The sequence below is a fragment of the Bradyrhizobium sp. MI1.3 genome (assembly GCF_055811695.1).
The window spans coordinates 43,275-49,182 of record NZ_JBVVPQ010000059.1 but is presented as its reverse complement, the minus strand read 5'-3'; the positions used below and the strand labels follow the sequence as shown (position 1 = coordinate 49,182).

General features: G+C 65.3%; 6 protein-coding genes. 3 read left to right on the top strand and 3 right to left on the bottom strand.

Going from position 1 to position 5,908, the window contains the following annotated elements:
- Nucleotides 1–209: 209 nt before the first annotated feature.
- From AC0L3A_RS31065 to AC0L3A_RS31055, 3 genes are all read right to left on the bottom strand, one after another.
- A complete protein-coding gene (locus AC0L3A_RS31065; RefSeq protein WP_219683032.1) occupies nucleotides 210–707 on the bottom strand; it encodes a TPM domain-containing protein in 498 nt (165 codons plus the stop codon).
- 3 nt (nucleotides 708–710) lie between these two features.
- Nucleotides 711–1,604, bottom strand: coding sequence for a TPM domain-containing protein (locus AC0L3A_RS31060; RefSeq protein WP_473255808.1), 894 nt, complete (start codon nucleotides 1,602–1,604; stop codon nucleotides 711–713).
- Nucleotides 1,605–1,736: 132 nt separating this feature from the next.
- Nucleotides 1,737–2,345, bottom strand: coding sequence for a LemA family protein (locus AC0L3A_RS31055; RefSeq protein ID WP_007596535.1), 609 nt, complete (start codon nucleotides 2,343–2,345; stop codon nucleotides 1,737–1,739).
- A gap of 183 nt (nucleotides 2,346–2,528) precedes the next feature.
- Between AC0L3A_RS31055 and AC0L3A_RS31050 the strand changes: the two genes are divergently transcribed.
- From AC0L3A_RS31050 to AC0L3A_RS31040, 3 genes are read left to right on the top strand one after another with little or no spacing between them, the layout of a single operon-like run.
- Entirely contained in the window at nucleotides 2,529–3,383 is an 855-nt protein-coding gene (locus tag AC0L3A_RS31050) for an enoyl-CoA hydratase (protein ID WP_007596537.1), read from the top strand.
- 5 nt (nucleotides 3,384–3,388) lie between these two features.
- Nucleotides 3,389–4,537, top strand: coding sequence for an acyl-CoA dehydrogenase family protein (locus AC0L3A_RS31045; protein ID WP_473255806.1), 1,149 nt, complete (start codon nucleotides 3,389–3,391; stop codon nucleotides 4,535–4,537).
- A gap of 15 nt (nucleotides 4,538–4,552) precedes the next feature.
- Nucleotides 4,553–5,749, top strand: coding sequence for an acyl-CoA dehydrogenase family protein (locus AC0L3A_RS31040; RefSeq protein WP_219683029.1), 1,197 nt, complete (start codon nucleotides 4,553–4,555; stop codon nucleotides 5,747–5,749).
- Nucleotides 5,750–5,908 lie beyond the last annotated feature (159 nt).

The following is a 5,908-nucleotide window of genomic DNA, read 5'->3' as shown; positions in this document are numbered from 1 at the left end:
GGCGTGCGGCTGCGTGTGCCCGCGAGGCGAAGCACCGATGTCCCCACAACGTCGTCCTGGCGAAAGCCAGGACCCATACCGCGGGGTCCATCGGCCGTACGCAGCAGGCGTACCGAACGATGAATCTTCGCCAAACTTCTCCCTGGGGTAATGGGTCCTGGCTTTCGCCAGGACGACAGCGGGGCTCCATCACCGCCTGCTTGTAGCGACTACATCACCACCGGCGCATCCGGCAGCTCGTTCGCATGCGGGCCCTGCGGCGGGAAATGCCTTGCCAGCTCGCGGGACACCGCCTCGATGCCGTCGATCACGCCGCGTTCGAATTGCCCTAATCTGAACTCCGCCTCCATCGCGCGGCAGATGCTCTCCCAACGTTCGCGACCAACCTTCGCATCGATACCGCGGTCGGCGATGATCTCGACATCGCGGTCGGCGAGCAGGAGATAGATCAGGACGCCGTTGTTGTGCGCGGTGTCCCAGATGCGCAGTTGCGAGAACACGTCGAGCGCGCGCTCGCGCGCCGGCTGGTTGCGAAACAGCGGACCGCCGTCGAGCGCGCCTTCGACCACGAACCGGACCTGACCGGAATGGCTGGCTTCGCCGCGCTTGATCGCCTGCTCGATGCGGTCGAGCGCGCCCTTAGGAAACACCTGCTTGGCACGCCAATGATGCTGGAGCAGATGCCGGGTGATGCGCTTGATGCTCATGACCTACCAGCTCCCCGAGGCGCCGCCGCCGCCAAAACTGCCGCCACCGCCACTGAAGCCGCCACTCGACGACGACCCGCTGCTCCAGCCGCCGGATGACGGGCCGCTCGACCACGAGCCGCGACGCGACGACCCCGTGCCCGATCCCGCCCCAAACAGATCGGCGATAAACGTCAGGACAGCGCCGAGCACACCGACGCCCAGTCCAACGACCGCGGAGCCGATCACGAACCAGGCGAGGACACCAACGATCGCTCCCGTTATTCCCGAACCGAACAGCCGCCCGAATATGGAGCGCAGGATGCCGCCGATCACCAGCGGGCCGAACAGCAGGAAGTAAAAAAGCGGCTCGACGTCGTTCCAATCGCTGAAATTCACGCTGCGCGAGGGCGTCGGCAGCGGCTCGCCGTCGATGACGCGGATCATGCGATCGACGCCTGCCGTGATGCCGCCGGCGAAATCACCGCTCCTGAATTTCGGCGTGATGGCTTCATCGATGATGCGCCGCGACGTGACGTCGGTGAGCGCGCCCTCGAGGCCGTAACCGACCTCGATGCGCAAATGCCGGTCGTTCTTGGCCACGACGAGGATGGCGCCGTCATCGACCTTCTTGCGCCCGATCTTCCAGGCCTCCGCAACGCGGATCGCGAATTGCTCGATCGTCTCCGGATCCGTCGTCGGCACGATCAGGACGGCGACCTGGCTGCCCTTGCGCGTCTCGAAGTCCTGCAGCTTTTGCGACAACGCGGCGATGTCACCGCTGGAGAGCGTGCCGGTCTGATCGACCACGCGGCCGGTGAGTTGGGGTATGGCGACATCGGCCGAGGCGGGAAGCGCAAAGGTGAGGAAGAATGAGAATGCGACAGCGACTATCGCTCGCCACACATGGGCTGTCATCGCCCGGCTTGACCGGGCGATCCAGTATTCCAGAGACGCCAGCGGGATACGGTGAAGCCGCGGCGTACTGGATTCCCCGCCTTCGCGGGGAATGACAGTGGTGGGTGGGGTATGCATCGGAGTCGAAGGCACTTACTTCGACGGCGCGGGCGCCGGATTGAAATCGACCTTCGGTGCGGTCGAGATTTCCTTCTCGTTCCCGACCGTGAAGTTCGGCTTCTCCTTGTAGCCGAACATCATCGCGGTGACGTTGCTCGGGAACGACCGGATGGTGACGTTATAGTCCTGGACCGCCTTGATGTAGCGGTTGCGCGCCACGGTGATGCGGTTCTCGGTGCCTTCGAGCTGCGACATCAAATCCTTGAACAGCGCATCCGACTTGAGCTGCGGGTAGTTCTCGGTGACCACGAGCAGCCGCGACAGCGCGCCGGAGAGCTCGCCCTGGGCGGCCTGGAATTTCTGGAATGCGGCGGGATCGTTCAGCACCTCGGGCGTCGCCTGGATGCTGCCGACCTTGGCGCGGGCATTGGTGACGCCGAGCAGCACGTCCTTCTCCTGCTGCGCAAAGCCCTTCACCGAGTTGACGAGATTGGGCACGAGATCGGCGCGGCGCTGATACTGGTTCACGACCTCGGACCAGTTGGCCTTGATCTGCTCGTCCTCGCTCTGGATCGCGTTGTAGCCGCAATTGGTGAGGCTCAACGAGGCCAGCGCCGCCAGTACGGTCAGGATCTTGCGCATCAAATTTCTCCCGGTGGAATCGGGTGCAAGCTACCAGATTGCGCGCGCGAGATGCCAGACATCTTGCGTCCGGGCCGAGGCCGCGAAATGCAGCCGATGTACGCAAGCCTCTTGCTTAATCCCGGCTGTAATAGTCAACTTGAGGGAACAATAATACCGGGTCGGGAACGCCAGGGGAACGCGATGAGTTCGTTCGAGACCATCCTCGTGGAGAGGCCGGAGCCGGCGATTGCCCGGATCGTGATGAACCGGCCCGACGCGCGCAACGCGCAGAACCTGCAAATGACCTACGATCTCAACGCCGCTTTCGATGAGGCGGTGCAGGACGATTCGGTCAAGGTGATCATTCTCGCCGGCAACGGTCCGCACTTCTCCTCGGGCCATGATTTGCGGCCCGGCAGCAAGAATGAAGCCGGCGTGGATTTTCCGCCGATCGGGAATTGGGGCGGTTTCGCCGAAGCAAACGCTCATGGCCGCTTCGCGCGCGAGCAGGAAATCTATCTCCAGATCACGCGGCGCTGGCGCAACCTCGCCAAGCCGACCATTGCCGAGGTGCACGGCAAGTGCATCGCCGGCGGCCTGATGCTGGCCTGGGCCTGCGATCTGATCGTCGCCAGCGACGATGCGCAGTTCTGCGATCCCGTGGTCACCATGGGTGTCTGCGGCGTCGAATGGTTCGTGCACCCCTGGGAGCTCGGCCCGCGCAAGGCCAAGGAATTTCTATTCACGGCCGACGCGTGGAGCGCGCAGGAGGCGCACCAGCTCGGCATGGTCAACCGGGTCGTGCCGCGCGCAGAGCTTTCATCCGTCGTGCTGGAGCTGGCGCGCAAAATCGCGTCAAAACCGTCCTTTGCGCTGAAGCTGACCAAGGAAGCCGTGAACCGCTCGGTTGACGTGATGGGCCAGCCGGCCGCGATCGACCAGGCCTTTGCGCTGCATCAGCTCTGCCACGCGCATAATCTTCAGGAATTCGGCATGGTGGTCGATCCATCCGGCCTGCACCCCTCCGTGCGCAAGCCGCCGGCAGCCGCGGAGTAGACAGGATGGATCTCAATCTCACCGACGAGCAACGGCTGCTGCGCGAAAGCGCGGAGCGCTTCGTGGCCGAAAGCTACGATGCCGATCACCGCCGCAAGATGGCGAACGACCCGCTCGGCTTCAGCCCGGCGATGTGGACGCAATTCGCCGAACTCGGCTGGCTGGCATTACCGATCGCGGAGGAATTTGGCGGGCTCGGCGGCGGCGCGGTCGAGATCGGCATTTTGATGGACGCCTTCGGCCGCGGGCTGGTGTCGGAGCCGTATATCGCAACGGTCGTGCTTGGCGCTGCGTTGATCGAGCGGTGCGGCAGCACGGCGCAGAAGCAGGCCATCCTGCCGAAGATCGCGGATGGATCGTTGAAACTCGCGTTCGCGCATTCCGAGCGCGCGGCGCGGTTCGATCTTGCCAAGGTTGCAACCACCGCCCACAAGACGGCGCAAGGCTGGCGCCTTGCCGGCAGCAAGATTGCCGTGCTCGACGGTCATGCCGCCGACGAGATCATCGTCTCCGCGCATATCCATGATCATCAGGGACCGTCGGGCCGCATCGGCCTTTTCCTGGTGCCGGCGACGACGCCGAGCCTCGCCATCAGCGACTACGAGCGCCTCGGCGGCGGGCGGGCCTGCAACATCGAGCTGTCGGACGTGCAACTGCCGGAGGATGCCCTGCTCGGCAACGGGCATGACGCACTGGCGGCCATCGAATGGGCTGTTGACCGCGCCATGGCTGCGCTTGGCGCCGAGGCCGTCGGCATCATGCAGGTGCTGCTGGACACCACGCTGGAGTACACAAAAATCCGAAAGCAATTCGGCCGGCCGCTCTCGGCCAACCAGGTGATCCGCCACCGCCTCGCCGACATGGCGGTGCAGGTCGACGAAGCGCGTTCGATGGCGTTGCGCGCCGCGCTGAAGGTCGACTCCGATCCGGTCGAGCGCGCGCGGGCGGCGTCGGGCGCGAAGGCGAAGATCGGCAGATCCGCACGTTTCGTCGGCGAGCAGTCGATCCAGCTGCACGGCGGCATGGGCGTCACCGAAGAGCTCGAGGTCGGCGCTTATTTCAAGCGGCTGGTCGCCTTCGACACGCTGTTCGGCGGCAGCTCGCACCATTACGGCCGCCACGCTCGGCTTGGCCGCACCACCGTGCCAGCCTGACACAAGGAGCGCATCATGGACCTGTCGTTCAATGCCGAGGAGCGCGCCTTCCAGGACGAGGTGCGCGGCTTCATTGCGAAAAATCTCACCGAGGAGATGAAGCGCGCGACCGCGCTGACGCCGTCGGTGTTCTCCGACCCCGATATCGGCATGGCTTGGCAGCGCACGCTGCACAGCCGCGGCTGGGGCGCGCCGGGCTGGCCGATCGAGCATGGCGGGCCGGATTGGACGCCGGCGCAGCGCTGGATTTTCGAGACGGAAAGTGCGCGGGCCGGGGTGCCCAATGTCAACGTGATGGGCGTGAAGATGGTCGGCCCCGTCATCATCGGTTTCGGCTCGGCGGAGCAGAAGAACTTCTACCTGCCGCGCATTCTCTCCGGCGAAGACTATTGGTGCCAGGGCTATTCCGAGCCGGGCTCCGGCTCCGATCTCTCTTCGCTGAAGACGCGCGCGGTGCGCGACGGTGACGACTACATCATCAACGGCACCAAGATCTGGACCACGCATGCCCACCACGCCAACCGCATGTTCGCGCTGGTGCGCACCAGCGACGGCCCGCGGCAGCAGGACGGCATCAGCTTCATCCTGATCGACATGAAGACACCGGGCATCACAACGCGCCCGATCCTCACCATCGGCGGCGACCACGAGGTCAACCAGGTGTTCTTCGACGACGTGCGCGTTCCCGTGGCGAACCGCGTCGGCGAGGAAGGCAAGGGCTGGACCTACGGAAAATATCTGCTCGAGTTCGAGCGCGGCTCCGGCATCGCCTCGGCAAAATTGCGCGAGGGGCTGAAGGCGATCGCGGAGCTTGCCGAGTCCGACCTGACGGGGCGCGCCATCGACAGTCCCGACATCGCGACGCGCATCTCCGAGGTCGAGGTCGACATCGACGCGCTGGAGATGACCGAGCTGCGCGTGCTATCGGCGCTGCAGACCGGACAGAATCCCGGTGCGGTGTCGTCGATCCTGAAGCTGCGCAACAGCGAGATCCGGCAGGCCGTGACCCGGCTTGGCGCCGACGTGATCGGCCATGACGCCCTCGCGGTCGAGCCGATGCGCCCGCTCTACAGGCTCAACCATGAGCCGCCGATGCCGGAGGAGATGCTGACGGTGGTACCGGAATATCTCAACGGCCGCGCCTACACGATCTTCGGCGGCACCTCGGAGATCCAGCGCGATATTATTGCGAAGATGATGCTGGGGATTTAGCGCGAACTTTTTCCTCACCCTCGGTGTGGGGGGGGGGGGGGGGGGGGGGGGGGGGGGGGGGGGTGTGTTGGGGGGGGGGGGGGGGGGGGGGGGGCGGGGGGGGGGGGGGGGTGGGGGGGGGGGGGGGTGGGTTTTGGGTGGGGGGGGGGGGGGGGGGGG

What these genes read in the sequence shown, in the direction of transcription:
- AC0L3A_RS31055 (WP_007596535.1), bottom strand. Translation starts at nt 2,345, where the DNA reads ATGCGCAAGATCCTGACCGTACTGGCGGCGCTGGCCTCGTTGAGCCTC.
- AC0L3A_RS31040 (WP_219683029.1), top strand. Translation starts at nt 4,553, where the DNA reads ATGGACCTGTCGTTCAATGCCGAGGAGCGCGCCTTCCAGGACGAGGTG.
- AC0L3A_RS31050 (WP_007596537.1), top strand. Translation starts at nt 2,529, where the DNA reads ATGAGTTCGTTCGAGACCATCCTCGTGGAGAGGCCGGAGCCGGCGATT.
- AC0L3A_RS31060 (WP_473255808.1), bottom strand. Translation starts at nt 1,604, where the DNA reads ATGACAGCCCATGTGTGGCGAGCGATAGTCGCTGTCGCATTCTCATTC.
- AC0L3A_RS31065 (WP_219683032.1), bottom strand. Translation starts at nt 707, where the DNA reads ATGAGCATCAAGCGCATCACCCGGCATCTGCTCCAGCATCATTGGCGT.
- AC0L3A_RS31045 (WP_473255806.1), top strand. Translation starts at nt 3,389, where the DNA reads ATGGATCTCAATCTCACCGACGAGCAACGGCTGCTGCGCGAAAGCGCG.